The organism is Pseudomonas syringae pv. tomato str. DC3000 (assembly GCF_000007805.1).
Classification (GTDB): Bacteria; Pseudomonadota; Gammaproteobacteria; order Pseudomonadales; family Pseudomonadaceae; genus Aquipseudomonas; species Aquipseudomonas avellanae.
In genome coordinates this window covers 5,159,946-5,185,415 of the sequence record NC_004578.1, presented here as the reverse complement: position 1 = coordinate 5,185,415, position 25,470 = coordinate 5,159,946, and the positions used below count along the sequence as shown (strand labels likewise).

Annotated in this window: 20 protein-coding genes and 1 pseudogene; 14 read left to right on the top strand and 7 right to left on the bottom strand. The window is 57.0% G+C overall.

What is annotated here, in order from left to right; translation table 11 throughout:
• Nucleotides 1–55 precede the first annotated feature (55 nt).
• Complete coding sequence (locus PSPTO_RS30710) at nucleotides 56–343, top strand: hypothetical protein (RefSeq protein WP_005771667.1); 288 nt, start codon at nucleotides 56–58, stop codon at nucleotides 341–343.
• Here the strand turns inward: PSPTO_RS30710 and PSPTO_RS23740 are convergent.
• The gene (locus PSPTO_RS23740; RefSeq protein ID WP_005771665.1) at nucleotides 282–2,135 is read right to left on the bottom strand and encodes an Lnb N-terminal periplasmic domain-containing protein; all 1,854 of its coding nucleotides are present in this window, start codon (nucleotides 2,133–2,135) and stop codon (nucleotides 282–284) included. The genes PSPTO_RS30710 and PSPTO_RS23740 overlap by 62 nt on opposite strands.
• Before the next feature lie 62 nt (nucleotides 2,136–2,197).
• A complete protein-coding gene (locus PSPTO_RS23735; RefSeq protein ID WP_003379721.1) occupies nucleotides 2,198–2,686 on the bottom strand; it encodes a DUF3015 domain-containing protein in 489 nt (162 codons plus the stop codon).
• A gap of 276 nt (nucleotides 2,687–2,962) precedes the next feature.
• Here PSPTO_RS23735 and PSPTO_RS23730 point away from each other — a divergent pair, with 276 nt between their 5' ends.
• The 5 genes from PSPTO_RS23730 to PSPTO_RS23710 all read left to right on the top strand — a co-directional run bounded on the left by PSPTO_RS23730 (nucleotide 2,963) and on the right by PSPTO_RS23710 (nucleotide 7,708).
• Nucleotides 2,963–5,398, top strand: coding sequence for a Lon protease family protein (locus PSPTO_RS23730; RefSeq protein ID WP_005771663.1), 2,436 nt, complete (start codon nucleotides 2,963–2,965; stop codon nucleotides 5,396–5,398).
• A 207-nt stretch (nucleotides 5,399–5,605) separates the two neighbouring features.
• On the top strand, nucleotides 5,606–5,902 hold the full coding sequence (locus PSPTO_RS23725; RefSeq protein ID WP_024666223.1) for a hypothetical protein: 297 nt from the start codon (nucleotides 5,606–5,608) through the stop codon (nucleotides 5,900–5,902).
• Between the two features lie 125 nt (nucleotides 5,903–6,027).
• A complete protein-coding gene (locus PSPTO_RS23720; RefSeq protein ID WP_003379718.1) occupies nucleotides 6,028–6,516 on the top strand; it encodes a TIGR00645 family protein in 489 nt (162 codons plus the stop codon).
• A 111-nt stretch (nucleotides 6,517–6,627) separates the two neighbouring features.
• Complete coding sequence (locus tag PSPTO_RS23715) at nucleotides 6,628–6,936, top strand: DUF6482 family protein (protein WP_007243764.1); 309 nt, start codon at nucleotides 6,628–6,630, stop codon at nucleotides 6,934–6,936.
• 154 nt (nucleotides 6,937–7,090) lie between these two features.
• Nucleotides 7,091–7,708 (top strand): FKBP-type peptidyl-prolyl cis-trans isomerase, encoded by a 618-nt coding sequence (locus PSPTO_RS23710; RefSeq protein WP_005736691.1) that lies wholly within the window; start codon nucleotides 7,091–7,093, stop codon nucleotides 7,706–7,708.
• Between the two features lie 81 nt (nucleotides 7,709–7,789).
• Here the strand turns inward: PSPTO_RS23710 and PSPTO_RS23705 are convergent, their stop codons facing one another.
• Both PSPTO_RS23705 and PSPTO_RS23695 read right to left on the bottom strand, forming a co-directional pair.
• Nucleotides 7,790–8,032 carry a PA4570 family protein gene (locus PSPTO_RS23705; RefSeq protein ID WP_002555214.1) on the bottom strand — a complete coding sequence of 81 codons (243 nt, stop codon included), beginning with the start codon at nucleotides 8,030–8,032 and terminating at the stop codon, nucleotides 7,790–7,792.
• 349 nt (nucleotides 8,033–8,381) lie between these two features.
• Nucleotides 8,382–9,965, bottom strand: coding sequence for a peptide chain release factor 3 (locus PSPTO_RS23695; RefSeq protein WP_011105068.1), 1,584 nt, complete (start codon nucleotides 9,963–9,965; stop codon nucleotides 8,382–8,384).
• Between the two features lie 344 nt (nucleotides 9,966–10,309).
• On the opposite strand from PSPTO_RS23695, the gene PSPTO_RS23690 reads away from it, so the two are divergent.
• The 4 genes from PSPTO_RS23690 to PSPTO_RS23675 are packed head-to-tail and all read left to right on the top strand — an operon-like array spanning nucleotide 10,310 to nucleotide 13,752.
• Nucleotides 10,310–11,023, top strand: a complete 714-nt coding sequence (locus PSPTO_RS23690) for an ABC transporter permease (protein WP_011105067.1) — start codon at nucleotides 10,310–10,312, stop codon at nucleotides 11,021–11,023.
• A gap of 14 nt (nucleotides 11,024–11,037) precedes the next feature.
• Entirely contained in the window at nucleotides 11,038–11,931 is an 894-nt protein-coding gene (locus PSPTO_RS23685; protein WP_005771655.1) for a glycine betaine ABC transporter substrate-binding protein, read from the top strand.
• 13 nt (nucleotides 11,932–11,944) lie between these two features.
• Nucleotides 11,945–12,598, top strand: coding sequence for an ABC transporter permease (locus PSPTO_RS23680; RefSeq protein WP_003400010.1), 654 nt, complete (start codon nucleotides 11,945–11,947; stop codon nucleotides 12,596–12,598).
• Nucleotides 12,595–13,752, top strand: coding sequence for an osmoprotectant ABC transporter ATP-binding protein OsmV (locus PSPTO_RS23675; RefSeq protein ID WP_003368676.1), 1,158 nt, complete (start codon nucleotides 12,595–12,597; stop codon nucleotides 13,750–13,752). Before PSPTO_RS23680 ends, PSPTO_RS23675 begins: the two co-directional genes overlap by 4 nt.
• A gap of 47 nt (nucleotides 13,753–13,799) precedes the next feature.
• Here the strand turns inward: PSPTO_RS23675 and PSPTO_RS23670 are convergent, their stop codons facing one another.
• Nucleotides 13,800–16,283 (bottom strand): M60 family metallopeptidase, encoded by a 2,484-nt coding sequence (locus tag PSPTO_RS23670; RefSeq protein ID WP_011105066.1) that lies wholly within the window; start codon nucleotides 16,281–16,283, stop codon nucleotides 13,800–13,802.
• A 433-nt stretch (nucleotides 16,284–16,716) separates the two neighbouring features.
• Here PSPTO_RS23670 and PSPTO_RS23665 point away from each other — a divergent pair, with 433 nt between their 5' ends.
• The 4 genes from PSPTO_RS23665 (at nucleotide 16,717) to PSPTO_RS23650 (ending at nucleotide 23,074) form a co-directional block, all read left to right on the top strand.
• Nucleotides 16,717–17,880 (top strand): type III PLP-dependent enzyme, encoded by a 1,164-nt coding sequence (locus PSPTO_RS23665; protein WP_005769400.1) that lies wholly within the window; start codon nucleotides 16,717–16,719, stop codon nucleotides 17,878–17,880.
• 275 nt (nucleotides 17,881–18,155) lie between these two features.
• On the top strand, nucleotides 18,156–19,355 hold the full coding sequence (locus PSPTO_RS23660; RefSeq protein WP_011105063.1) for an alpha-xenorhabdolysin family binary toxin subunit A: 1,200 nt from the start codon (nucleotides 18,156–18,158) through the stop codon (nucleotides 19,353–19,355).
• Between the two features lie 35 nt (nucleotides 19,356–19,390).
• Nucleotides 19,391–20,404: an alpha-xenorhabdolysin family binary toxin subunit B gene (locus tag PSPTO_RS23655; protein ID WP_011105062.1), complete on the top strand. Its 1,014-nt coding sequence runs from the start codon at nucleotides 19,391–19,393 to the stop codon at nucleotides 20,402–20,404.
• Nucleotides 20,405–20,551: 147 nt separating this feature from the next.
• Complete coding sequence (locus PSPTO_RS23650; RefSeq protein WP_046463395.1) at nucleotides 20,552–23,074, top strand: PepSY domain-containing protein; 2,523 nt, start codon at nucleotides 20,552–20,554, stop codon at nucleotides 23,072–23,074.
• Nucleotides 23,075–23,189: 115 nt separating this feature from the next.
• Here the strand turns inward: PSPTO_RS23650 and PSPTO_RS23645 are convergent.
• Both PSPTO_RS23645 and PSPTO_RS23640 read right to left on the bottom strand, forming a co-directional pair.
• A pseudogene (locus tag PSPTO_RS23645) lies at nucleotides 23,190–23,858 on the bottom strand (oligopeptide/dipeptide ABC transporter ATP-binding protein); the annotation flags it as partial.
• A 43-nt stretch (nucleotides 23,859–23,901) separates the two neighbouring features.
• The gene (locus PSPTO_RS23640) at nucleotides 23,902–25,455 is read right to left on the bottom strand and encodes an IS66-like element ISPsy5 family transposase (RefSeq protein WP_003409202.1); all 1,554 of its coding nucleotides are present in this window, start codon (nucleotides 25,453–25,455) and stop codon (nucleotides 23,902–23,904) included.
• Between the last annotated feature and the right edge of the window lie 15 nt (nucleotides 25,456–25,470).

Sequence of the window (25,470 nt, the reverse complement as noted above, 5' to 3'; positions counted from 1 at the left end):
TGTGCATGGCTTGTCGGTTGATCACCGCCAGCCGGCGCTGACACGACTGAGTAACGTGCTGTTCAATCAGGCACTGGCGCTGGACCTGGAGCGTTTTGACGAGGGCGCGCCAGCCGACGAAATGTTCAGGCCTTCACTGAAACGCGAAGGTGCCCATCCCCGATTGGCCGACTCACTGGGTGGCGAGCAACTGGCTGTGCAAACCATGGAGAAGGGCCTTAAACGGCTGGCAGAGGATCCTGCGCAGTCCTTTGCGCGATGCCATTCATTTTTTTACCCGATCAGTAGTGATACCACTTCACCTCAAGCATCACTTCATTCTGTGGCGAGCTCATCTGGCTGAATTCGCGTTGGGCGCTCAGGCGCAGGCCCAGGTTGCGCGACAGCTCCCACTGCTGATTGAGGCTGACACTGCGACGCACTTCGCCGTTGGTGAAGTAGTCGCCTTTGGCTTCCAGGCTCAGGTTGCCCAGCGGGTTGCGCCACAGCACGCCTGTGTTGAAGCCAGCGGCAGGGGAAATGAACTCGGCAAAATCATTGTTGTGCTCGACACGCACCGTGCCCAGCGCGAAGCCCAGCACTTCGTCACCCAGTTGCCAGGTTCCGCCACCGCCACCGTTCACATGGCTGACGAGGTTTTCGTCGCCATGCTTGCCTAACACACGCTCCAGCCCGCCAGTGACTTGCCATGACCAGGGTTTCAGCAGTTCGGTACGCGGCGTTAGCGAACGAATGGTGGCCAGATCCAATTGCTGCACTTGCCAATCGTTGCCTTCGTATTGCCGCACCTTGAGCTGCAGAATCTCGATCTGTGCGCCCAGCGGGAAGCCATAGGCGTTGTCGTTCAGGTCGTGATAGGCCATGCGCAGGCCGTATTCGGCGAAGGCCTTGTCGCCGCGGGTGCCCGCGCCCAACTGCCAGGTGCGTGACTCATGGCCTTCTTCCGGCAAGCCGGGGCGCGGTATATCCAGTTGTGGCGGAGGGTTCTGGTTGATGGCCTGCAACAGCTCGAAGCTGCGTTGCGAGCGCTGCGTGTCGCGTTCAAGGCCGTTGGCGCGATAACGTTCAAGGCGATAGGCCGCATCCTGAATCAGCGCGCGGCGCTCTTTTGGCTGGGCCAGATACTGGCTGTCCTGCAAGTGCTTCTGATCGGCGCTGACTTTTAATACCCACTGCTGCTCGTCGGCATCGAGGGGCGCTGCACGGCTGAGCAATTCACGCTCGCGGGACGGTCGATAGTCGATCTTTTCCACCAACCCTGCGGCCTTGATGGCTTTTACGGTGTCGGTGGGGATTGCGGTCAGGCCGAACTGTTCGGTCAGGTGCAGCCCCGGTCGGGCGACCTGCAACAATTCCAGCAGGCGATAGGAGCAGTTTTCATCAAAGAAAAAGTAGCTGAAACGGATCTGTTTCAATTCCCAGACGTGCTCGACCATGCGCCCGGTTTCTTCTGCGGTCAGGTTCAGCCGGTACTCCCACAGGTCACGGTTTTCCAGGCTGCGGTATTCCGAGAGCTTTTCCTGGTAGGGCACCAGTGCAAACAGCCCCGGATAGCCGCCCGCCAGGCCTTTCCAGGCGTACAGAATGCTGTTGTCCATGCCTTCGATGTAGGCACCGAAGTTGATCGCATAGCTCAACAGTGTGGTGTTGTTGGTTTTTGCGCTGGCCGGGTCGATGCGCAACAGCGTATGGCCAAACATTGAGGACGGGCTGTTGAGGTAGGCCGCCGGAAAAATCAGCACGGTGCTGTCCGGGGCCACATCCTTGTACCAGGCCTTGAATTCCTTGCAGTCCGGGGTTGGCAGGTCAGTCAGGCGCAACTGATCGCGCAGCCAGCGGGTACGTGCCGGGTACACGCACTGGGCGTGGGTTTGCTCGTTGGTCACGGGGGCGTAAATCGCCTCCAGCGTGGCGCTCAGCTCTGCCTTCGGGTCATGCGCACCGTCGGCGGCGAGAAAGAATTTGGGGTCTGTGACGTAGCTGCGCCAGCCACCCAGCTTGCCGGCTTCATAGTGGCCCAGTGAAATCCAGAATGGCTCGTTGGCCATTTGCTGCAAACGGTCTGCGGTGGCATGAGGCGCGGCAGACAAGGGGGCACAGACAAACAGCGCCAGCGTTACAAGACGTTTGAGCATAGAGGGCAACTAGTCAAGAAAGAGAGTCCCGCCCTTCGCGAAGGAAGGGCGGGCGAACGACTTTAAGCCTGAGTAGCGTACTTGGCCAGAGTCGGATCGTTTTTCAGAACGTTGACGGTGTTGGTGTGAACGTCTTCAGCAGTGGCGTCGGCCTTGCTGAAAATCTGCGAGAAGTGTTCATGAGTGACGGCCGCGAAGTGCTCGCGATCCTCAGGTGCAACGCCCAGTACCACAGCGTAAGTAGTCAGTGCTTCGCCCTGACCCATTGCCATGTCCTTGGAGAGTTCATCCATCATGCCGTTCATGGCAAGCCAGGATTTACCGCCGTAGGTGAGGGCGCTGTTGGTCGAGCAGCCGTTGGTGCCGGAGGTCATGCCGAACGTGGCGTTACCCGAGGTGCCGTTGGTGGTTGATGCCAGGAAGTGAGCTGGGGTACCGCGCTGGCCTTCAAACAGCATGTTGCCCCAACCGCAGTCGGGACCACCTGGAGCTTGAGCCATAGCGTTGATGGATACAGCGGCGAAGAGCGTTCCAAGAAGAATCCGTTTCATAGCTTTTTCTCTTTTTAGTTCAGCCAAGGGTCGAGTTTCTTGAGTAATCACATCAAGGCAGACGGCCAACCAGCAACCACCTGCGCAATTTGGAGCGTAGGCGGGTTCCAAGGGTTCCGCGATCTATTGCAGATTATTGCCGGAAAAAGATTTTTTTTCGCACAACGGTGAAGGCTTTGCATCCACGAGCGCTTTTCGGGGCTTTCCTGCCTTGCAAGTCGCGTGCGGCGAGCGCCAGAATGCCGACATCTGCCCCGCCTGATGTAAGGATTACTGATGCCCGATTCTGTCGCAGCCAACCTACGCCTGGCGCCAAACGCGCTGACCCGTCCGTTTTCCGCTGAGCAGTTCAGCTTTGCGACCACCCACGAGCTTGAACCCTTTCGCGGTGTACTTGGCCAGGAGCGTGCCGTAGAAGCCTTGCAGTTTGGCGTTGCCATGCCGCGCCCCGGTTACAACGTGTTTGTCATGGGCGAGCCCGGCACTGGCCGCTTTTCGTTCGTCAAACGCTACCTCAAGGCCGAAGGCAAGCGCATGCAGGCGCCTTCGGACTGGGTGTACGTCAATAATTTCGATGAGCCCCGTGAGCCCAAAGCCCTGGAATTGCCGCCCGGCACCGCCCATGAGTTTATGGCCGATATCGGCGGTTTGATCGACAACCTGCTGGTGACCTTCCCGGCAGTGTTCGAGCACCCGTCCTATCAGCAAAAGAAAAGCTCGATCGACCGTGCGTTCAATCAGCGCTATGACCGCGCACTGGATGTGATCGAGCGCCTGTCGCTGGAAAAGGACATTGCGCTGTATCGCGACAATTCCAACATCGCGTTCACACCGATGGCCGATGGCAAGGCGCTGGACGAAGCCGAGTTCTCGCAGTTGCCCGAGGCCGACCGTGATCGTTTTCACGAAGATATTTCCTCCCTTGAGGAACGTCTTAACGAAGAGCTGGCCAGCCTGCCGCAGTGGAAACGCGAGTCCAATAACCAGCTGCGTCAACTCAATGAAGAAACCATTACTCTGACCTTGCAGCCGTTGCTGGCGCCGCTTTCGGAAAAATACGCCGAAAACGCCGCTGTCTGCGCGTACCTGCAAGCGATGCAGGTGTACCTGCTCAAGACGCTGGTCGAGCAACTGGTCGACGACGCCAAGACCGATGCCCAGGCGCGCAAGTTGCTGGAAGAGCAGTACAGCCCGAGCCTGGTGGTCGGAAACACCCGTGACGGCGGCGCGCCGGTGGTGTTCGAGCAGCATCCCACGTACGACAACCTGTTCGGGCGCATTGAATACAGCACCGATCAGGGCGCGCTGTACACCACCTACCGCCAGTTGCGCCCCGGCGCGCTGCACCGTGCCAACGGTGGCTTCCTGATTCTGGAAGCGGAAAAAATGCTCAGCGAGCCGTTTGTCTGGGATGCACTCAAACGTACCCTGCAATCACGCAAGCTGAAAATGGAGTCGCCGCTGGGTGAACTGGGCCGTGTGGCAACCGTGACGCTGACGCCGCAGGTGATCCCGTGGAACGTCAAGATCATCATCATTGGCTCCCGTTCGCTGTATTACACCCTGCAAGACCTCGATCCTGACTTTCAGGAGATGTTCCGGGTGCTGGTCGATTTCGACGAAGAAATCCCGATGGTCGACGAGACGCTGGAGCAGTTCGCGCAATTGCTGAAAACCCGTACCTCTGAGGAGGGCATGGCGCCCCTGACCGCCGATGCGGTGGCACGTCTGGCGACCTACAGTGCCCGACTGGCCGAGCATCAGGGCCGTTTGTCGGCGCGCATCGGGGACCTGTTTCAACTGGTCAGCGAAGCCGACTTTATCCGCCAACTGGCCAACGATGACAAGACCGACGCCGGGCACATCGAACGTGCGCTCAAGGCCAAGGCCACGCGCACCGGAAGGGTTTCTGCGCGGATTCTCGATGACATGATGGCCGGCGTGATCCTCATCGATACCGACGGCGCAGCGGTCGGCAAGTGCAACGGCCTGACGGTTCTGGAGGTCGGTGATTCGGCGTTTGGTGTGCCGGCGCGTATTTCCGCGACGGTCTATCCGGGTGGCAGCGGCATCGTCGATATCGAGCGTGAAGTCAATCTGGGCCAGCCGATCCACTCCAAGGGCGTGATGATCCTCACCGGTTACCTGGGTAGCCGTTACGCCCAAGAGTTCCCGCTGGCGATCTCCGCCAGTATCGCGCTTGAACAGTCCTACGGTTACGTGGACGGCGACAGTGCGTCGCTGGGCGAGGCCTGCACGTTGATCTCGGCGCTGTCGCGCACGCCGCTCAAGCAGTGTTTTGCGATTACCGGTTCCATCAACCAGTTCGGTGAAGTGCAGGCGGTGGGCGGGGTCAACGAGAAGATCGAAGGTTTCTTCCGCCTTTGCGAAGCGCGTGGCCTGACGGGTGAGCAGGGCGCAATCATCCCGCATGCCAACGTCACTACCCTGATGCTTGATGAACGCGTGGTTCAAGCCGTGCGTGACGGGCAGTTCCACATCTACGCAGTGCGTCAGGCTGACGAGGCCTTGAGCCTGCTGGTCGGTGAGCCCGCCGGTGCGCCTGACGAGAACGGCGAGTTTCCGCAAGGCAGCGTCAATGCGCGCGTGGTGGAGCGCTTGCGTGATATCGCCGAAATGCTCAGCGACGAAGACCTCAAGGAAGAGCTGGAAAAGGAGCCTGCGCAACTGCAACCCGAGCTGAAAATCTGATAACGGTGCTCATTGAACCGGGCGGTGCTGATGCCGCCCGGTACTCCGTTTATCAGGGCGGTTTCGCGTAGAGCGGGTTTTCTTCTAGTCTTGATCATGACCGCAGCAGCCAGAGGGTTGGCGTGCATTCTGCTTATGAGAAGGATGAATACTGTCGCTGATCAGGAGCGCGTCATGCAGCGTAGCCTTTGCCTTACCCGAGAATGTATGGGGCTGATGACCCGCATCGAATGTGTCATCCGGCCTCTTCCTCATGACAATGGGCAGTGGCTGGTGCTGTTTGCGGCGGGCATGGCTCAAGAGCAGCCTTCGGCAATCAAGTCTCAGGGGCCCTTTAATGGCATGCCCGAAGCGCAGTCGGTGCTGACGAGCATCCTCGAAAACCTTTCGTTGCACGGCTACCGATGCCTCGACGATGTGCCGATCTGGTCGCTGCACATGCAGGCCGAGCTGAGGCGAATCGGCGGTGACGGGGCGGTTTGCCAGCGCTCATCACTCTTTTGATCCTGAACATCCAGCTCCTCGGCGGTGCCTTGTGCGCCGGCCGTGCGATATTTTGTCGCAGTTCCAGAGCAGCGCGTTACCGCTGATATACTCGCCCGTCCTTTCAAAACACCTTGCGAGTACCAATGGAACGTTTTTTTGAGAATGCCATGTACGCATCGCGCTGGCTGCTTGCGCCGATCTATTTCGGTCTTTCCCTGGGCCTGTTGGCTTTGTGTCTCAAGTTCTTCCAGGAAATCTTTCACGTCATCCCCAATATCTTTTCCCTGGCAGAAGCCGATCTGATTCTGGTGCTGCTGTCGTTGATCGACATGGCGCTGGTGGGCGGCCTGCTGGTGATGGTGATGATTTCCGGTTATGAGAACTTCGTGTCGCAACTGGACATCGATGAGGACAAGGAAAAGCTCAACTGGCTGGGCACCATGGACTCGTCTTCGCTGAAGATGAAAGTTGCGGCTTCTATCGTGGCGATTTCTTCCATCCATCTGCTACGGGTGTTCATGGATGCCACCAACATCAAGCCTGAATACCTGATGTGGTACGTGATCATCCACATGACCTTCGTGATCTCCGCGTTTGCGATGGGCTATCTGGACAAGCTGACCAAGCACTGAGCCTGTGAAGGATAAATAAAAAGGGAGTATGGTTTCGTTTCTGGCGTGTCGCCGCAGTGTGTTGTAAAACGTCCGTTCCGATGCATTAGACGTTGCGCAGGAGGTTCGACCATGAATTACCAGGAATTTACCGACCACGCCCAGGCCGGTCGGGTCGAAGAGCTGAACCTGATCTCTATCGAAGGCGGTATCTATCTGCTCGATGTGCGCATGAACGGCACTTCGGTGATGCTCAAGGATGCGGCCGGCAACACTTTGCACCTTCGTTCGGTCGAGCATGCCCGTGAACTGTTGAAGAATGTGCCTGTGGTGCCGTTTTATCTGGTGCATTGCGTGGTGCACGATGAGTTGTGCGGCATGCCGGTCAATGACCGTTCCGAGATGCGCATGCCGATTTCCTTTCATTCGTCATGGTCCTGACCACCTGGGGCCAATGGCTGCTGCAATAGGGCCTGCTGGCTCAATTGTGCTAGGCTGCTCGCCCTTTTGGTTCGGGGCGCATCAGGGGTAAAGCGTGATGACCGTTCAGGTTTTACGCAATTATCGACTGCGTGCCCCTCAGCGGAGCAGTGTCATGTCCGAAGTCAATCTGTCCACCGACGAAACCCGCGTCAGCTACGGCATCGGCCGTCAGTTGGGCGACCAGTTGCGCGACAACCCGCCACCGGGCGTCAATCTGGAGGCCATCGTGGCAGGCCTGCGCGATGCGTTTGGCGGTCAGCCAAGCCGTGTCGGTCAGGAAGAAATGTCCGCCAGCTTCAAGGTCATCCGTGAAATCATGCAGGCCGAAGCGGCCGCCAAGGCCGAACAGGCTGCAGGTGCCGGCAAGGCTTACCTGGCTGAAAATGCCAAGCGCGAAGGCGTGACCACACTGGCTTCCGGTCTTCAATTTGAAGCGCTGACTTCCGGTGATGGCGCCAAGCCAACCCGTGAAGACCAGGTGCGCGTGCACTATCACGGCACGCTGATCGACGGCACTGTCTTCGACAGCTCTTACGATCGTGGCGAACCTGCCGAGTTTCCGGTCAGCGGCGTGATCGCGGGCTGGACCGAAGCACTGCAATTGATGAACGCCGGCAGCAAATGGCGTCTGCACGTGCCGAGCGAACTGGCTTACGGCGCTCAGGGCGTCGGCAGCATCGCACCGCACAGCGTGCTGGTGTTCGACGTGGAACTGCTGGACGTTCTGTAATCGACACCCGTTCGATACAGAAAATCGCTGAACGAATCGTGCTGACTCGTTCAGCGGCGGGGTTGTGCTGATGCTTCATGCTCAGTGCAACTCACCCATCGGGCGCAACGCCCGCGCATAGCAGAACAGAAACAGGTTTCTCACCAGCTCCTTGAGCACCAGCGGCTCGCTTGAACTCAGGCTGCACACGTCCAGATCGCCCTGATCGCGCAACTCCTCCAATGCCTCTTCCTCCAGAACGGCACACACTTCCCCCGTCTCGCGATGAAGAATTCTCAGGTAAGGGTGTGGTCGGTCCAGCCATGCATCGATCAAATAAGTCATGTCTCATCTCCTGTTCGGGTTAGATGAGAATAATTCTTATCGGTATAATAGCAAGGCACTATTGAGATTAATTCTCATTTTGCGCTGAATGGTTGATTCAGGTCAGTGGATACCAACCGGGAGCGGACGCAGAGCGTATTTTTGGACACGTCCATCGTTCCTCACGCTCCAGCGTGGGAATGCCGTGGGTGACGCTCCGCGTCACAGATTTGCGCTGCGCCGCAGGTTCGGGACAGGACGCGGAGCGTCCAGAACTGCATGCCGACGCGGAGCATCGGCACGATAGGTGTTCTCTCGGACACTTATCAGTTCGTGACGCTCCGCGTCACACCGCGGCGCCATCGGCCCGTCAATGGTGCTCGCGGGTGGCGCTGAATTTCACGTCGGGCCAGCGTTCTTCCATCAGCGCCAGGTTCACGCGGGTAGGGGCGAGGTAGGTCAGGTGACCGCCGCCGTCCACTGCCAGGTTTTCCACGGCCTTGTTCTCAAACTCTTCAAGCTTCTTTTTGTCAGCGCAGTCGATCCAGCGGGCCGACCAGACGGTGATCGGCTCGTAGGCGCATTCGACCTTGTATTCCTCCTTCAGGCGGCTGGCGACCACGTCGAACTGCAGCACACCGACGGCGCCGAGAATGATGTCGTTGCTGCGCTGCGGGAAGAACACCTGCGTGGCGCCTTCTTCGGCGAGCTGTTGCAGGCCCTGGCGCAGTTGCTTGGACTTGAGCGGGTCTTTCAGACGCACGCGGCGGAACAGCTCCGGGGCAAAGTGCGGAATACCCGTGAAGCCCAGCGCTTCGCCTTCGGTGAAGGTGTCGCCGATCTGGATGGTGCCGTGGTTGTGCAGGCCGATGATGTCGCCAGCGTAGGCTTCTTCGAGTTGCTCACGCTCCGAGGAGAAGAAGGTCAGCGCGTCGCCGATTCGCACGTCCTTGCCCAGGCGCACGTGGCGCATTTTCATGCCTTTCTCGTAGCGCCCCGAGCAAATGCGCATGAACGCAATACGGTCGCGGTGCTTGGGGTCCATGTTCGCCTGAATCTTGAACACGAAACCGGCGAATTTTTCTTCTTCCGGCTCGACGGTGCGCTCGTTGGCAACCCGTGCCAGCGGCATCGGCGCCCAGTTCACCACAGCATCAAGCACGTGATCGACGCCGAAGTTGCCCAAAGCCGTCCCGAAGAACACCGGGGTCAGTTGGCCGTCGATGAACTCCTGCTGATTGAATTCGTGGCAAGCGCCCTGCACCAGTTCCAGTTGCTCTACGAAGCGGTCGTACTCGTCACCCAGGTGGGCGCGGGCTTCGTCGGAGTCCAGATTCTGGATGATTTTGGTGTCGGTGCGTTCGTGACCGTGGCCTGCGGTGTAAACAATGATGTAGTCGTCAGCCAGGTGATAGACACCCTTGAAGTCACGGTAGCAGCCAATTGGCCAGGTAATCGGCGCAGCCTTGATCTTGAGGACCGCTTCGATTTCGTCGAGCAGTTCGATCGGGTCGCGAATGTCGCGGTCCAGCTTGTTGATGAAGCTGACGATCGGCGTGTCACGCAGGCGGCAGACATCCATCAGGGCAATGGTACGTGGCTCGACGCCTTTACCGCCGTCGAGCACCATCAAGGCCGAGTCGACGGCCGTCAGGGTACGGTAGGTGTCTTCGGAGAAGTCTTCGTGACCCGGGGTGTCGAGCAGGTTGATCATGTGATCGCGATACGGGAACTGCATCACCGACGTGGTGATGGAGATACCGCGCTGTTTCTCCATTTCCATCCAGTCGGAGGTGGCGTGGCGGTCGGATTTACGCGACTTGACCGTACCGGCGACGGAAATGGCCTTGCCCATCAGCAGGAGTTTTTCCGTGATGGTGGTTTTACCCGCATCCGGGTGGGAAATAATGGCGAAAGTGCGGCGTTTCGCGACTTCGGCGGCCTGTTGGGTCATGGGAAATCGCCTGGGATGGGATCTAAAAAGGGCGCAGATTATAGCTCAAATCGCGGCAATGTCCGAACCGTTCAGACAATAAACGATGGCCAGATAATGTCTCGTGTGGGAACCTTTCAGGCCGTGGAGACGTCCACTCCCCCGTCAAGGCTCGCAACGAAGCCAACGCAAGGGGCTGATTCATCAGCATGTTGGCTTGACGAAGCTGCGCTTATGGCTTGTGTTTTCGCCGAGGTTAAACCCTTACCGGCGACCCACCCGCTGCTCTTCGCGAACGTTATTTCCGGTGTCTTTTCTGGACGCCCTGGTCAACGCGTTCGCCGACTGAAATAAGGAGTCCGCCTGTGGCTAATCGCTATGGCAAGGGGCTATTGGGAGGCGCGGTTGTGATCGCACTCCTGGCCCTGCTGATCCACTGGATCGGCATCAGTACTATCAAGCAATACCAGGATGACCTGCTGTTCTACCTTCAGGCTCACCTGATTCTGGTTCTGGTTTCAATGTTGGCGGCCCTGGTGATCGGTATTCCCGCAGGCATCGCCCTCAGCCGACCGAGCATGGTGGGCCGCGCCGAACGCTTCATGCAGATATTCAACATTGGCAACACCGTTCCGCCACTCGCCGTTCTGGCCATTGCCCTCGGGATTCTCGGGATCGGCAGCGGGCCGGCGATCTTCGCGCTGTTTCTCGCCTCGCTGTTGCCCATCGTGCGTAACACCTATGAAGGCCTGAAAAACGTTCAGGGTTCACTCAAGGAAGCCGCCGTCGGTATCGGCATGACGCCGCGTCAAGTGCTGTGGCGTGTCGAATTGCCCAACGCTGTGCCGATCATTATTGGTGGCGTGCGTGTCGCGCTGGCGATCAACGTCGGGACCGCGCCGCTGGCGTTTCTCATCGGTGCCAACAGCCTCGGCAGCCTGATTTTCCCGGGCATTGCCTTGAACAACCAGCCGCAACTGGTGCTGGGCGCGGCGTGTACCGCGCTGCTGGCGCTGCTGCTCGATGGCCTGGTGACACTGGCCAGTCGTCTCTGGCTGGAACGCGGACTGGCTCGCTGAGCGAAGGAATTCTCATGAAAAAAATATGCTTGTTTTTAGGCTTTGCCTTGCTGTTTCCGGCATTTGCCCAAGCCGCGGAAAAGCCGCTGTTGCGCGTCGGAGCGCGGGTGTTCACCGAACAGACCATGCTCGCTGAGCTGACTGCACAATATCTGCGCACCAAAAACTACGATGTGCAAATCACTGGCGGTCTGGGCAGCAACCTGGCGCGCAGCGCACAGGAAAGCGGCCAACTGGATCTGCTGTGGGAATACACCGGCGTTTCATTGGTGGCCTACAACCACATCGATGAAAAGCTCGACAGCGCACAGACCTATGCGCGGGTGAAGGAAGTCGACGCAAAGAAAGGCCTGGTCTGGCTTTCCCCGTCCAAGTTCAACAACACCTACGCGCTGGCACTGCCGCAGAAGATTGCCGACAAGTACCCGCAGGTCAACACCATGACCGACCTGACCAAAGTGCTCAAGGACGAAGCCAAAGAGGGGCACCTGGTCGCGCTGGACACCGAGTTTGCCAACCGTTCCGACGGCCTGGTCGGCATGGTCAAGCACTACGGCATGAATCTGGGACGTGAGAATACCCGGCAGATGGACTCGGGGCTGGTGTACACCGCATTGCAGAATGGCCAGGTGTTCGCAGGGCTCGTCTACACCACCGACGGTCGCCTGAATGCGTTCAAGCTCAAAGTTCTCGAAGATGACAAACACTACTTTCCGGACTACACCGCTGCGCCGGTGATTCGTCAGGAGTACCTGGACAAGCATCCGGACATCGCCACGCTGCTCAAGCCGCTGGCTGAGCTTCTGGATAATCAGACCATGATCGACCTCAACGCTCGCGTCGACGTCGGCCATGAGAGCCCATCCTCGGTTGCTGCAGATTTCCTGCGCCAGCATCCATTGAACTAAGGAAGGAGACGATATGAGTTTCTTGAGCGCCTTCTCCCATCTGGACTGGGCACAAGTCCTGCAACTGACCTGGCAGCACATCACGCTGGTCGGCATCGCGGTGACCCTGGCCATCGTCGTCGGTGTCCCGCTGGGCGTGTTGATGACCCGCTTTCCGGCGCTGGCCGGCCCGCTGCAAGCCAGCGCCACCGTGCTGCTGACCGTGCCGTCCATTGCGTTGTTCGGCCTGTTGCTGCCGTTCTACTCAAAGTTCGGTCAGGGCCTTGGCCCGATGCCTGCCATCACTGCAGTGTTTCTCTATTCGCTGCTGCCGATCATGCGTAATACCTACCTGGCCCTGACTGGCGTCGAGCCGGGCATTCGTGAAGCCGCCAAAGGCATTGGCATGACCTTCGGCCAACGCCTGCGCATGGTTGAACTGCCCATTGCCGTGCCGGTCATTCTCGCCGGTGTGCGCACCGCCGTGGTGATGAACATCGGTGTCATGACCATCGCCGCGACCATCGGTGCCGGTGGCCTGGGTGTACTTATTCTTGCTTCTATCAGCCGCAGCGATATGTCGATGCTGATCGTCGGCGCGGTCCTGGTCAGTATTCTGGCCATCATCGCCGACCTGCTTCTGCAATGGCTGCAACGCACGCTGACTCCAAAAGGATTACTGAAATGATCGAACTCCAGAACCTCTCCAAGACTTTCCAGAGCAACGGCAAAGAAGTGAAGGCTGTCGATTCGGTCAGCCTCACGGTCAACGAAGGCGAAATCTGTGTCTTCCTCGGCCCGTCGGGCTGCGGCAAGAGCACCACGCTGAAAATGATCAACCGTCTGATCATGCCGACCTCCGGCAAAGTGCTGATCAACGGCGAAGACACCACTGACCTGGATGAAGTGACCTTGCGTCGCAACATCGGCTACGTGATCCAGCAGATCGGTCTGTTCCCGAACATGACCATCGAGGAAAACATCGTGGTCGTGCCTAAATTGCTGGGCTGGGACAAACAGCGTTGCCATGACCGTGCGCGCGAACTGATGAGCATGATCAAGCTGGAGCCCAAGCAGTACCTGCATCGCTACCCGCGCGAATTGTCCGGTGGTCAGCAGCAGCGTATCGGGGTGATCCGCGCGCTGGCGGCCGATGCGCCGTTGCTGCTGATGGACGAGCCGTTCGGTGCGGTCGATCCGATCAACCGCGAGATGATCCAGAACGAGTTCTTCGAGATGCAGCGGGCGCTGAACAAGACCGTGATCATGGTCAGCCACGACATTGACGAAGCCATCAAGCTGGGCGACAAGATCGCGATTTTCCGTGGCGGTAAACTGCTGCAGATCGATCACCCGGACACCTTGCTCGCGCATCCGGCTGACGACTTCGTCAGCAGCTTCGTCGGCCAGGACAGCACCCTCAAGCGCCTGCTGCTGGTCAAGGCAGAAGACGCCGCCGACAACGCGCCATCGGTCAGCCCGGAAACCCCGGTTGCCGATGCGCTGGAGGTGATGGACGAAAACGACCGTCGCTACATCGTCGTCACCGACAGCGAGAACAAGGCGATGGGCTACGTACGACGTCGTGACCTGCATCGCCAGCAAGGCACGTGCGCGCAGTTCCTGCGTGAGTTCAACGCCACGGCGGCCTACGACGAGCACTTGCGCATCCTGCTGTCGCGTATGTACGAGTTCAACCGCGCCTGGCTGCCGGTGCTGGATGCCGAGAACGTGTTCCTGGGTGAGGTGACGCAAGAGTCGATTGCGGCGTATCTGAGTTCGGGCCGTTCGCGCGGCATGAAGACCAGTATTGTTTCGCCTGCCGAGCAAGTGGCTTCTTGATTTGCCGTGTTGCCGCCAGTCGTTGTGACTGGCGGTAACAAGTGCAGTTACAGGTCTCTCGGGTCGCAATGAGTAACGTACGGGTCTTGTGCCCAGGTTTCAGTGCGTCTATCTGCCGCATTACTCTCGTACAGGACGTAGGTTGCGCCCTTGTAATCACAAGTGACTTTGCAGTTGTCGTCGCTGTCATGCGTACCGGAAGTGGTCCACACCCCATTGCTCACGCTGGAGTAATAAGCCTTCCCTCGGGTGATCTCGGATGCATAAGCATTGTTGACAAGCATCTTGTAGTTGAATTGTTTGTACGCCTCCCCCGTAAAATGCACAGACAGGCTGCTCACTGTCCGTACTACTTTGGTGTAGGTTCTTGGAAGCAGTAACTTCTGTGCGATGTTCAGATAAGACCGATAATCTGCGCGTTTTTTGATGCTGATAACCGGGTTGCCATTGACCGTCGTATACAAGGCATCCACGGTTTTCTGATCGGCCAAGGAGGTGAGTTGAGTCATGGTGTTGTCGGTGAAAAGCGCCCGTATCGGCTGGACTATATTGTCTTCCGCGAGGGTTCCTGAAAAAAGTGTATAAGGTGTGCTTGAGTGGTCCAGGCTCACAGAGATGGAATACAGAATATTATGGGCTACGGATAATTTCGTTATCCAGGTGTTTTCAACCAGCTCCGAATAGAGAGGGTACCCCTTGTCAAGCCTTGCAAAAGTATATTTATCCACCTTTAGCTGGTAGTTATAATTTTTGAATTCGGCGGTTGCGAAAGTGACGCTGATACCTTGCGAGGTTATCTGTACGCTACGGATCATGTTTTCTAGAAAAATACGCTGCGCTCGATGCAACAAGCGAACATGAGTCGCGTTAGGTTTAAGGCTGTTAACCTCTGAAAAATACATGTTCAAAGCTTGCTGTGTAAGGCCGGGCTTTAGCACGACACAACGCTCATCGGTAAACAGATTTTTTATGCTGGCCAGCAGCAAAGGGTAGTCGTGATTGCTGGCGGCCTCGTAGTGGATTGTGACTAAATCGTTAGGTACGATATTTACAGCCCATCGCTCACCCGGCATGATCTGGATGGGGGTGTCTACATAGCAACGGTCACCATCAAAACTGACGCGGCAATTTACAGCAGACGTATGATTCAACGTTGACATAACCAGCCCATTCTTGGTCACGTTGTAGCGATATCTCCCGTACCATTTCTCATTAATGGAGAAGCGTGTGGTTTGCGTGAAGTCGGCCTGTAGGTCCGCCCGGATATGGGCCAGTTCAGGAAAATACGTCAGAACAGGCAAAAAAATCGGAAATGACGTTGTTGCGTCGGTTTCCCAAATGTTTTTTTCCAGCGGCAGCAAGTCTGATATTTGTCGCAGCGTCTCGGGTGTTGGATAAATTCCCCAACGGTCGAAAAAGGTCGACAGGTCTCTTCCGCTGAGCAGTGAGGTTTCCACGATAAAACGCTGAAGTACGTCTTCACTCCCCTGTGGCAGGTTTTGCATGAGCCGGTAGCGCTGGTGCAATTGAGGGTAGAAACCAGTGCGGAAGGTAAGGTGGAGTTGCCAAAGCATGACGACTCTCTGAAAGTGATCTGGAAGACGACTGAACTCCCTGTGTGGACTGTTCAGGTATTCTTTTATGAAAGGGTACTCAACGTCCAGGCGCGATGCACGGCCTTCCATTCGTTCCTGTGTTGCAAGTGAATATATATTAACTGTCACCTCAGTCATGTCCTCCCAATTCATGGGAGACAGCTGCCGCTGATGACCGCTTTCATGCCAAGGGCCCCACCCCTGTGCAGGATTGCCTGATAACAAGTAGCTCAAGGCCGTCGCGCCGGTGAACCCCATGTGCCCATTAGTTGCAAACATATAGAGCGAGTCGGCTTCTACATAAAGATGCTTATTGGGGTCTATTGCCCACTCCGTCTCCCCCTCGCCCAAAACCCCCGAGATGTCATCCTGAGACCGAATGAGCTCATCGTAGTAGGTCATCAGTTTTTCGGGGTCTGTGATGTAGTCCCGGGCGCTTTCGTGACGGACGACGATAATGGCTCGCTCGCTGGTCAGCATCACAACAGGTGCATTATTGTATTGGACCATCATGTTCTGCCACATCGCGTTGGTTGTTTCTTTCAACCAGAAGGCAGGCACACCGCTGTAAGCCCCCTTTATAATTACAGTGACGGAATGGCCCGCGTCTTGACAGATAAAGCTCAGCAGGCCGGACTCACGCACCTCAAAGCTGTTATAACCGAAAACCAGTAGCTCGGTGACGGGTTTATTGAGTTCGGGAACGCCGAAAACGGCCCAAATCTTTACTGTCGTGTCTTGGTAGTAGCTGAGTTCCACGTGTTCGCCTTTCGTGACATAGATACCGGTTGGTTGGTAGTCACTGTGCGGCAAGGATCGCCTCTGCCGAACCTTGTTCAGGTCGGCAGAGGTCCTCCCGATGACGGTAAAGCTTGTTTGACGTGGCGTGAGGCTGGAAGGCTCCGAGCCTGCGGTTTCATCGTGTCTATCGTCCATGATCGTTTCCAGATGAGGTGGCTTGAGGTTTTATTGGGCGCGCGGACAGCCAATCCGTCTACTGTCAGAACTGACAGGCAGGGCAGCCCTTGTCTCATCGTCGTTCCAGGTCCAAGGGAACATCTACCTGTCATGCAGGTCGGTTAAACAGGTCCTTGGGAAGGCAACTCAAGCGCCCTGTGCAAAAACGCGACATTTTTTGTTGATCTCCGGCCCCTCAGGTCCTAAAGTTCGCGCCGAACGTCCATGCTGGAAACGATCCATCCGGCTCAAGTACTGACGACGAGACAGCAAGGCCAGGAAGGCAGCCCTTCAGTGGCCTTTTTGCTTTCGGCGACATGCCTTGGGAAGTAGGCGAACCAAAGTGGGGATACGGAGGGCGTTCATTTGCACCCATTGACCAATACCGTTTGCCATCAGGAGTTCCAGCAGCATGTCGATCAATGTCGAAGACTACTATTCAGCCGACACCTTCAAGAAAATGAAGGCGTTCGCTGACAAGCAAGAAACGCCGTTCGTGGTCATTGATACCGCCATCATCAGCAAGGCCTATGACGACCTGCGTGCGGGCTTCGATTTCGCCAAGGTTTACTACGCCGTCAAAGCCAACCCGGCCGTTGAAGTCATCAATCTGCTCAAGGACAAGGGTTCGAGCTTCGACATCGCTTCGATCTACGAACTGGACAAGGTCCTGAGTTGCGGCGTTGGCCCTGAGCGTATGAGCTATGGCAACACCATCAAGAAATCCAAGGACATCCGCTACTTCTACGAGAAGGGCGTGCGTCTGTTTGCAACCGATTCCGAAGCTGATCTGCGCAACATTGCCAAGGCTGCACCGGGCGCGAAAGTCTATGTGCGCATCCTGACCGAAGGCTCGACCACTGCCGACTGGCCTCTGTCGCGCAAATTCGGCTGCCAGACCGACATGGCCATGGACCTGCTGATTCTTGCCCGTGACCTGGGCCTGGTACCTTACGGCATCTCGTTCCACGTTGGCTCGCAGCAGCGCGACATCAGCGTCTGGGACGCTGCCATCGCCAAGGTCAAAGTGATTTTCGAGCGCCTGAAAGAAGAAGACGGCATCGTTCTGAAGCTGATCAACATGGGTGGCGGCTTCCCGGCCAACTACATCACCCGTACCAACAGCCTGGAAACCTACGCTGAAGAAATCATCCGCTTTCTGAAGGAAGACTTCGGTGATGACCTGCCGGAAATCATTCTGGAGCCAGGCCGTTCGCTGATCTCCAATGCCGGTATTCTGGTCAGCGAAGTCGTGCTGGTCGCGCGCAAGTCGCGCACCGCCGTCGAGCGTTGGGTCTACACCGACGTGGGCAAATTCTCCGGCCTGATCGAAACCATGGACGAAGCCATCAAGTTTCCGATCTGGACCGAAAAAAAAGGCGAGATGGAAGAAGTGGTCATTGCCGGCCCGACCTGCGACAGCGCCGACATCATGTACGAGAACTACAAGTATGGCCTGCCGCTCAACCTGGCCATCGGTGACCGTATGTACTGGCTGTCGACCGGCGCCTACACTACCAGCTACAGCGCGGTGGAGTTCAACGGCTTCCCGCCGCTGAAATCGTTCTACCTGTAAATTTTCAGCTTCAGAAAAAACCCATGAAAATGGGTTTTTTTTTGGAAAATAAATATGTAAGCCTGTCATGACTCCAATGTACGGTAATTGCGGCGTTGTTTATTATCTTTTCTTTGCCGATACAGCGGCGCCTGAAACGTTCCGTTGCTTATTCCTACAGGCAATGTCCACGCCGCTCGCTATTTAAGTTTGACACCCTCTGTTAATTTTCAGTGGCCTGGAAGCGGCAGTTCAATACGGTCGCAAACAGGACACCCATAATAAGGAAATTAATAATGGTTACTTCAGTTGAACCGCAATTTACAGATGGCGAAGCGCACACTGTCGAAGACGTCGGTCGCGTCGGCAAGGATCTAATGAATGTCCTTTCCGGAAAAACGGAAGGCGTCGCGCGTGCGCCGGGTCTTCTGATTACCAATGAAGATGTTCGAAGCATCAGGCGTTATGTCAACACCGGTCTGTCACTTCCAACGAAGCTGGAAGAAGTCAGCCAGTTGGTCGGCGGCAGCGATAATGGCATCGCCGGTCTGGCACCAGACGCAATTGCTGAACTGCATGTGGGTATCCAGACCCATGCCAGAAGCTGGTCGGCGATTGAGACGAACATGCAGAAGGTCGGCAGCGATCTTTATGTTTTCTCGGGCAACCTGATTACCATCGCATCCCATGTCGTGGATTTCATCAAGGGGCTGGAATCTTATCAGACCCTGCAAGTGGGGGACCTGACCCCGGCGCAGATTGATCAAATGCCTCCTGTCGCGTTGATGGACCAGGACAGCAAGAAGATACCTGGCCTACTGGCCCTGGTGGATGACCTCAAGGTCTATATCAAGCACCACAGCGCAAGCACCACCCGTACCCGAGTCGGGGTGACTGACTTCAAACGTTGCCTCAAGGATGAGATAGCCCCCGGCGTGGCGCTGAAGATAAGGCTGGCCCGCTCGGGAAACGCAGGTGACGAAATCGCTCGGCTCACCGCCGATGTTGATCAGCTCAACAATCGCATCAATCAGAAACTTGCTGAATATGAGGAGTACTCGGAATACAAGTGGATCGGTTTCTGGTGGGGCGTTATCGGCGGGGTGGTGTCCTATTCCATCTATGGTCCCAAGGCTACTGCGGCGCTCAGTGAAAAGGATCACCTGATTGAAGAGAAGCGCCACATCGAACTGACGCTGAAAAAACAAAGCAGGTTATTGGGCGATCTGCTGGCGTTCGAAACCAGTCTTCAGGATTTGAAAACCAGAATCGATGGCGCGGCCAGTGGTGTCAGCAACGTCGAGAGTTTATGGGTGCTACTGGAAGAGTTGGTCGAGTCTTCTCACGATCGCATCAAGAATACCAATAATGCTTTATACCTCGTCAGTTTTGTTTCCCGTTTTCAAACACTGTTGGCCAACTGGAAAGAGATTCAAACTCAGTCCTTCGACCTGCTGACTGCGTTCAATAACGCACTTGAAGAATCCGCTGTTTAAGTGTCGACCCATTGATACCCAAAGAGAATGCCGTTATGAACGTTCACGCACTCAATACGCCTGTTAAACTGCCAAAACCCGATATGGAAATTGTTATTGGCAGTCGTGAAAAGCTGAAACACCAGGCCGATGCGCTAGGTGACATTTATTTACCTGTGATGAAGGAAACGCTGCGCAGCCTGGTGAGCGAGGTAGGCAATGTCGATAAAGAAGCACTGGATACGCTGACGCTCGTTCCGCATTTTTTCAATGACGATGAGATGCTGCCGTTTGTTGACGCTATTGCAAAGCTCAGGGGCGAGCCTGACGAGGCGAAAAGTGGTGCTGCCATTGCAGAGTTCAGCCAAGAGATCAGTATCCTTCTGGACACCCGCATTGCCTCTCTGGCCAGCCAGGCTAAAGTGCTCGATAAAGCGCTGATCAACTTGAACGCAGTGCAGGTCAACGCAGTGGATCATCTGACCCCCGCCCTTGATCAGGAGATCAGCGTACTACAGGCCAGGCTGGCGATTGAAAACACGCGTCTGGAAGAACTGTTGACGAAGGAAAAAGTGGTCAATGTACTGGTTACCGATCTAGAGAGCCTCAGCTTTTTCAACAAGCTGAAGCCTTTGATCGCTTCGCTGGAAACGCTGGCGGATATCGATCCCAAAAATCCGTTGATCGGGTCCATCAAGGCGGGTATCGCCGGCGTGTCCAATATGCTGGATCTGCTGGACGGTGCCGTTGATTATGATCACCTGATTACCCTGCGCGACACATTGCAGGCGCAGTTGCTCGTTCTGCAGGACGCGGTGGGTGAGGCTCGCGCGGCACTTGATGCCGACGTGAGCAAGCGCGATCAGATTTCGGGGCTGGCATCGGTTCAGGTCTACAAGAACGACTACGTTCGAGAAATCGGCAAACTGCATACGGCGCTGACTCAGGTCCTGGCCAATTGCCGACTGCCCGCCTCCAAAGGGCTCGAGGAGCGGGTCGAACATTTCAGGCGTCAAGCAGATGCACTGAATACCTATCTGGTAGATCTACGAGGAAGCTGGCGTAGCTGATACTTGCTATTGCCCCGCTTGTGCACATCGGCGGGGTTTTCGGCGTGTGGCAAAAACACCTTAAAGACAGACACGTTACAGATAGACACGATATGGCCGTCAGTGCATTAATTGCGCCGCGCAATATGAGTGAGAGTAGCGAGCGTGTTGAAGAAAGTCCTGTTTCAACTGCACTGGTTCTTCGGGATCACGGCAGGTCTGGTGCTGGCCCTGATGGGCATCACCGGCGCCCTGTATTCGTTCGAGGACGAAATTCTCGACGTGCTCAATCCTGACACTCTGCTTGTCGAAGAGCGCGCTGCTGCATTGCCTCCCCTCGAACTTGTCCACAAGCTGGAGGCCGCAACGGGGCTCACCGTGGCTATCTTGCGTGTCGAGACTCTCGGCAATCGCGCCGCTCAGGTGTATTTCACGCCGGAGCCGGGCGAAAGGCGTGGCCCCAAACGCAATTTCGATCCTTATACCGGCGAGCTGAAAGGCGATGCGCTGGGCGAGGGGTTTTTCGATTTTATTCTGCAAGTGCATCGTTATCTGGCTGCCGGTGAAGTGGGCAAGCAGGTCACCGCAGCCTGTACGCTGATTCTGCTGTTCTTCTGCCTGTCTGGGCTCTATCTGCGCTGGCCTCGCAATGCCTTGAGCTGGCGTGTCTGGCTGACGATGGACTGGGCGAAAAAGGGCCGCAGTTTCAACTGGGACCTGCATTCGGTTTTCGGTACGTGGTGCCTGTTGTTCTACCTGTTGTTCGCGATTACGGGCTTGAACTGGTCGTATGACTGGGTGAGCAATGGTCTGAACACTTTGATGGGGGATGCGCCGTCAGTACAGCGCAAGGCCTCTGTGGTCACGGCTAACAAAACCGCACCGTTGGTGGTCGATTACGCAGCGGTCTGGGGCAGTATTCAGAAGACGGCCGGGCCTGAACTGCGCGCCTATAATCTGCGCCTGCCTGCGTCCGGCGGCCAACCGGCCACGGTGTTCTATCTGCTCAAGGATTCACCACACCCGCGCGCCCTGAACAGCATCACCCTGGACCCTGCAAACGGCCAGGTCAGTGCGGTTTCGCGCTACGCAGAGCGTGGTTTGGGGGCGCAACTGCTGGCCAGCAACTATGCGCTGCACGTCGGCAGCTACTTTGGCCTGGCTGGTCGAATCATCATGACGGGTGCCTCATTGATGATGCCGCTGTTCTTTATTACTGGCTGGTTGCTGTACCTGGATCGCCGTCGCAAAAAGCGCGATGTCAGGAGTGCGCGTGGCGAGTTGCAGGATGATGCGTGCGGTGATGCGTCGTCCTGGCTGATTGGCTTTGCCAGCCAGAGCGGCTTCGCCGAGCAACTGGCCTGGCAGACTGCCGCCCGGTTGCAGGCGTCAGGCTTGCCCGTGCGTGTGAAGCGTCTAGGGGATTTGACCGAAGAAGATTTCAGCCAGAGCCGCAAGGCGTTGTTTGTCGTCAGCACGTTTGGCGATGGAGAGGCGCCTGACAGTGCGCGGGGGTTCGAGCGTAAGTTGCTGGGCCGTCGGCTGGCAGTGGAGCACCTCGATTATGCCGTGCTGGCGCTGGGCGACCGGCAATATCAGCATTTCTGCGGCTTCGCCCATCGCCTGCATGACTGGCTGGCAGAGCAGGGTGCGCGTACGTTATTCGCGCCTGTCGAGGTAGACAGCGCCGATCCTGCGGCACTGCAGCATTGGCAACAACAACTGGGGCAACTGACCGGCTCTGTGCCCTTTGCCCACTGGCAGGCACCGGTTTTCGAAAACTGGACGCTGGTCCGTCGCGAGCATTTGAACCCTGGCAGCAGTGGTTCCAAGGTGTTCAGGCTTGAGCTGATGGCATCCGGTTTGATGAGCTGGCAAGCGGGTGATCTGGTTGAGGTGATGCCGCGCAACGCTGCGCAGGTCATCGGGCAATACCTTCACGGCCTGGGCGTCGATCCTTTGAGCCCGGTCAGCGTTGAGGACTTGCAGGAAACGCTTGCTCAGGCACTGGCAACCCGCCAGTTGCCGCATAACCGTGCGCATCTGGTGGGGTTGCATGCACAAGCGCTGATCGATGCGCTGGTGCCGATATCCGCTCGAGAGTACTCGATTGCTTCTATTCCCGAGGAAGGGGGCCTGCACCTGATTGTGCGTCAGGAGGTTCATCCTGACGGCAGTCTGGGGCTGGGTTCCGGCTGGCTGACCGAACATGCCGCCCTTGACAGTACGGTCAGTCTGCGAGTACGCCGCAACAGCAGCTTTCATTTGCCGGCTGAACCTGTCCCGCTGATTCTGTTGGGCAACGGCACAGGGCTGGCCGGCTTGCGCAGCCTGCTCAAGGCCCGCATTGCTCAAGGGCAGACGCGCAACTGGCTGCTGTTCGGTGAACGCAATCGCGCCCACGACTTTCATTGTGGCGCCGAGCTTGAGGGCTGGCTTGAGTCGGATGCTCTGGCTCGCCTGGACCTGGCTTTCTCCCGTGATCAGGCAGAAAAGATCTACGTACAGGATCGCTTGCGTGAGGCTGCTGCCGAACTGCGTGTATGGCTGGACGACGGCGCGGCGATTTACATCTGCGGCAGTCTTCTGGGCATGGCGGCGGGAGTGGATCAGGTGTTGCACGAGGTGCTGGGCGCGGCGGTGGTCAGCGAGTTGATCGAGCAGGGGCGCTATCGGCGAGATGTCTATTGACTGGCGAAGATCGGACGCAGAGCGTCCAGAGCGGCGTGCCCACGCTGGAGCGTGGGCACGATAGTCTTCTAGCTTCTAGCTTCTAGCTTCTAGCTTCTAGCTTCTAGCTTCTAGCTTAAGCCGCCACAAACTGCTCGGCGTAGTGGCATGCCACCTGGCGGTTATCGACCAGACGCAGTTCCGGGACGTCTGTTGCGCAACGCTCGGTCGCGTAGGGGCAGCGCTTGTGGAAGGCGCAGCCGCTTGGCGGGTTGAGTGGGTTGGGCAGCTCGCCGACGATCTTGATCTTCGGTTTGAGCGGGTCCGGGTGAATGGTCGGGGTCGCCGACAGCAGGGCCTGGGTGTAAGGATGCAACGGGCGGTTGTAGATCTCTTCCTTGGGACCCATTTCCGCAGGTCGCCCCAGGTACATCACCAATACCGTGTCGGCGACATGACGCACCACCGACAGGTTGTGGGAGATGAACACGTAGGCGGTGTTGAATTCCTGTTGCAGGTCCATGAACAGGTTCAGCACCTGGGCCTGAATCGACACGTCCAGTGCCGATGTAGGCTCGTCCGCCACCAGCACTTTGGGCTGCAGCATCATCGCCCGCGCCAGGGCGATACGCTGACGCTGACCACCGGAAAACATGTGCGGATAGCGCTGGTAGTGCTCGGGGCGCAAACCGACCTGAGCCATCATTGCCTGCACCTTCTCACGGCGTTCAACTGCCGACAGTTTGGTGTTGATCAACAGTGGCTCGCCGAGCTGATCACCGACTTTCTGGCGTGGGTTGAGTGTAAGCGATCCACCAACCACACCTACCATCAGATGCGGCTTCCGTTTATCTTGGCATTTCCGGTGAGCAGTTCCACGGCAGCAACGCCTCATAGTCGGCCACCGACTGCGCAAGTGGCAACCTCTCCAGTACGTGGCGCAGCCACGTATAGGGCTCCTGGCCGTTGACCTTGGCGGTCTCGACCAAGCTATAGATCTGTGCACTGGCGGTGGCGCCTTTAGGCGTGTCGCTGAACAGCCAGGCTTTGCGCCCAATAACAAACGGCTTTATTGCGCGCTCTGCCGGGTTGTTGTCGATCGGTAAAAAGCCGGCTTCCACGTAACGCTTCAGCCGACTCCAGTTATTCGCCAGATAACCAACTGCCTTGCCCAGCACGCTTTGCGGCGTCACGTGGGACTGAGTTTTATCCAGCCAGCTTTTCAACTGAGCCAAGATTGGCAGGCTTTTCTCCTGCCGACCGGTAAAGCGCTGTTCGTCGCTGCCGTCTTTCAATTCGCGCTCGATACCGTACAGCTTATTGATCATCGTCAGCGCGATATCGGCACGCCCGGTCTTGCCCTTAGGTTGCACTTTTTGTGCTTCGACAAATTTGCGCCGCGCATGGGCCATACACGCCAAGCGCTCCACGCCCGGTTGTAACGCCAGCGCGTTATAGCCCGCGTAATCATCAGTCATCACATAGCCGCGATAACTTTCCAGCAGCCGTAACGGTACGTCCTGCGCGCGGCTGGAAGTGTAGTCGAACAATACGACTTTATGATCTGGAGGCCCGCTGGCCTGTACCCACATCCAGGATTGGCTGGTCGGGTCTCGATCTGGTTCTTTCAGTACCTGAACGCGGGTTTCGTCACAGTGGATGACCGGGCTTTCCAGCAATCGATCACGCATCAGATTTAACAGCGGCTGCAAATGTTCGCCGCACTGGATAATCCAGCGGGCCAACGTTTGACGCGGGATTTCTATGCCATGTCGGCTTAGCACCGTTTCAAAACGATGCAGCGGCAAGCCGTCGACATACTTGGTGGTCAGCAGCATGGCCAACACGCTGGGGCTGGCCATGCTCTTTTCAATCAACTGCGCAGGCTTGCCGGCTGTGACCGGTGCCGACTCACAGCCACGACAGCCGTAGACTTTGCGGATGTGTTTGATCACCCGAATCTGCATCGGCACGATATCCAGTTGCTCGCTGGTTTCCTCGCTGACGACATGCTTGCGGCAACCGCAGGCACAGGTCAGTTCGTGTTCGGGCAGCTCGTGGATGACTTCAATGCGCGGCAGATCAGCCGACAGTGGCTTGCGCTTGCCACGGCGTGGCGCAGGAGCAACTACTTCCTCATCAGCATCGCCGACCGGGAGCATAGGCTCGCTTTCAGGTTCATTGAACAAGGCAAGTTGAGGGGTATTAGGCTCGACGGTTTGTTCGGACTTTCGACCAAAAATACGGTCACGCAGCAGCTTGATCTGCTCTTTGAGATCAACGATGTGAGTGGCGTAGGCGTCTTTAACTTCCTGTTCGCGCGAGCGTGCTTCGTAGCTCTCAAGCAGCATCTGTTTGAGCAATACGGGATCGTCAGGAAGGTTGTCGGGCAATGGTCGCATGCCCTGGATTATACC

Coding starts and splice junctions, on each gene's coding strand:
- PSPTO_RS23740 (WP_005771665.1), bottom strand. CDS start 2,135: ATGCTCAAACGTCTTGTAACGCTGGCGCTGTTTGTCTGTGCCCCCTTG.
- PSPTO_RS23735 (WP_003379721.1), bottom strand. CDS start 2,686: ATGAAACGGATTCTTCTTGGAACGCTCTTCGCCGCTGTATCCATCAAC.
- PSPTO_RS23730 (WP_005771663.1), top strand. CDS start 2,963: ATGCCCGATTCTGTCGCAGCCAACCTACGCCTGGCGCCAAACGCGCTG.
- PSPTO_RS23725 (WP_024666223.1), top strand. CDS start 5,606: ATGGGGCTGATGACCCGCATCGAATGTGTCATCCGGCCTCTTCCTCAT.
- PSPTO_RS23720 (WP_003379718.1), top strand. CDS start 6,028: ATGGAACGTTTTTTTGAGAATGCCATGTACGCATCGCGCTGGCTGCTT.
- PSPTO_RS23715 (WP_007243764.1), top strand. CDS start 6,628: ATGAATTACCAGGAATTTACCGACCACGCCCAGGCCGGTCGGGTCGAA.
- PSPTO_RS23710 (WP_005736691.1), top strand. CDS start 7,091: ATGTCCGAAGTCAATCTGTCCACCGACGAAACCCGCGTCAGCTACGGC.
- PSPTO_RS23705 (WP_002555214.1), bottom strand. CDS start 8,032: ATGACTTATTTGATCGATGCATGGCTGGACCGACCACACCCTTACCTG.
- PSPTO_RS23695 (WP_011105068.1), bottom strand. CDS start 9,965: ATGACCCAACAGGCCGCCGAAGTCGCGAAACGCCGCACTTTCGCCATT.
- PSPTO_RS23685 (WP_005771655.1), top strand. CDS start 11,038: ATGAAAAAAATATGCTTGTTTTTAGGCTTTGCCTTGCTGTTTCCGGCA.
- PSPTO_RS23680 (WP_003400010.1), top strand. CDS start 11,945: ATGAGTTTCTTGAGCGCCTTCTCCCATCTGGACTGGGCACAAGTCCTG.
- PSPTO_RS23675 (WP_003368676.1), top strand. CDS start 12,595: ATGATCGAACTCCAGAACCTCTCCAAGACTTTCCAGAGCAACGGCAAA.
- PSPTO_RS23670 (WP_011105066.1), bottom strand. CDS start 16,283: ATGGACGATAGACACGATGAAACCGCAGGCTCGGAGCCTTCCAGCCTC.
- PSPTO_RS23665 (WP_005769400.1), top strand. CDS start 16,717: ATGTCGATCAATGTCGAAGACTACTATTCAGCCGACACCTTCAAGAAA.
- PSPTO_RS23660 (WP_011105063.1), top strand. CDS start 18,156: ATGGTTACTTCAGTTGAACCGCAATTTACAGATGGCGAAGCGCACACT.
- PSPTO_RS23655 (WP_011105062.1), top strand. CDS start 19,391: ATGAACGTTCACGCACTCAATACGCCTGTTAAACTGCCAAAACCCGAT.
- PSPTO_RS23640 (WP_003409202.1), bottom strand. CDS start 25,455: ATGCGACCATTGCCCGACAACCTTCCTGACGATCCCGTATTGCTCAAA.